The 1,349-nt window shown below is 52.5% G+C and carries 2 protein-coding genes; both read left to right on the forward strand.

Annotation, left to right across the window (positions count from 1 at the left end; all coding sequences use genetic code 11):
• Positions 1-622: 622 nt before the first annotated feature.
• Entirely contained in the window at positions 623-877 is a 255-nt protein-coding gene (locus FH603_RS28845) for a hypothetical protein (protein ID WP_317171352.1), read from the forward strand.
• A 61-nt stretch (positions 878-938) separates the two neighbouring features.
• Positions 939-1,337, forward strand: coding sequence for an IS110 family transposase (locus FH603_RS28850; protein ID WP_235985665.1), 399 nt, complete (start codon positions 939-941; stop codon positions 1,335-1,337).
• Positions 1,338-1,349: the final 12 nt, after the last annotated feature.

The raw sequence follows: 1,349 nt of genomic DNA on the forward strand, positions 1-1,349 counted from the left end.
CGGCCTTTAGGTTTGAGGGCCGGTAAGATTCCTGGATTTGGGTAGCTTGCCGATGAAAGAAAAACAGAGCGGGCTACCCTATCGCTCGGCAAGGTTCGTGGCCTATGGGCCGAGTGGTCCGCCACCGCGGTTAGGACCCGCTCTGTCTCTACTTGGATGGCTCGAATAGAAATGTGGGACTACAGGCGGCATCGGCCGTCCGACCGTTAGCAAGGTATTGAGCACAAAACAAGTAGGCTTTCGGCAACTCTAAATTACAAATCATCATGGACATTCGCTACTTTGTTGGCATTGACATCGCCAAAGCGACGGCACCGGCCGCCCGGCTTGGATTGGGCTGTTTACGACGGCAAGAAAATAATACTGCAAACCAGTACATCCAACACCACCGCCGGTATCAAGACCGCCTTGCGGCTCTTGAAGACACTGCCAGACTGGAACCCCCAACAAGTGGTATTCTGCATGGAGCATACAGGTATTTACAATGCTCACCTGCTTGATTTTCTCCATAAACTTCACTTTCCCATTTGGTTAGAGTCGTCGTTGCAAATCAAAAAAGCAGCGGGGCGCCCCGTGGCGTGGTCTGCAACGGGGCAAGACTGACTCGATTGATGCCCAGCGCATCGCTGAATATGCCTTTCGCTTTCGCGATCAGCTTCGGTTATGGGAACCACCCCGCCAGACCATTCAAAAGTTAGCCCTGTTAAGTGCTTCCCGTCAGCGACTTATCAATGTGTATAACCAGTTGGCTGGCCCCTTGGCCGAACAACAGGGCGTTATCGACCCAACTCTTCAAAAACAACTTAGCAAGAGTTGTCAAGGCTCACTAACCGCCTTGGAGAAGGATCGTAACGGGGCCGCCCGAGCGGGCGGTTGAGAAAGCTATTGACGCACTCATCGAAGGCGATCCGCGCCTGAGCCAACTTTTTGAGTTGGTGATGTCGGTTCCAGGCATCGGCACGGCGACCGCTACCGAGATCGTCATTGCTACTAACGAAATGAAGGCCATTACTGATCCCAAAAAGATGGCCTGTCATGCAGGGGTTGCTCCCTTCAACTACCAATCGGGTAGTAGTGTCCGAGGTCGGCCAGGCGTGAGCCAGCATGCCCGCAAACGCCTGAAATCGTTGTTCCATCTAGGCGCTATGTCAGCTATCCGAATGAAGGGTGAGTTGCAGGATTATTACCAGCCGGTCCGCCGGTGCGGCAAAGTCAAAGAAGGTAAGAATAAAATGCTCGTCCTCAATGCGGTTCGCAACAAGCTCATCCATCGGGTGTACGCGGTGGTGGAACGGGGTGAAAAATATGACAAAAATTATGTGTCACCACTTGCATAAACCATAGAAATC

The sequence above is a fragment of the Spirosoma utsteinense genome (genome assembly GCF_014282275.1).
Lineage (GTDB): Bacteria > Bacteroidota > Bacteroidia > Cytophagales > Spirosomataceae > Spirosoma > Spirosoma utsteinense.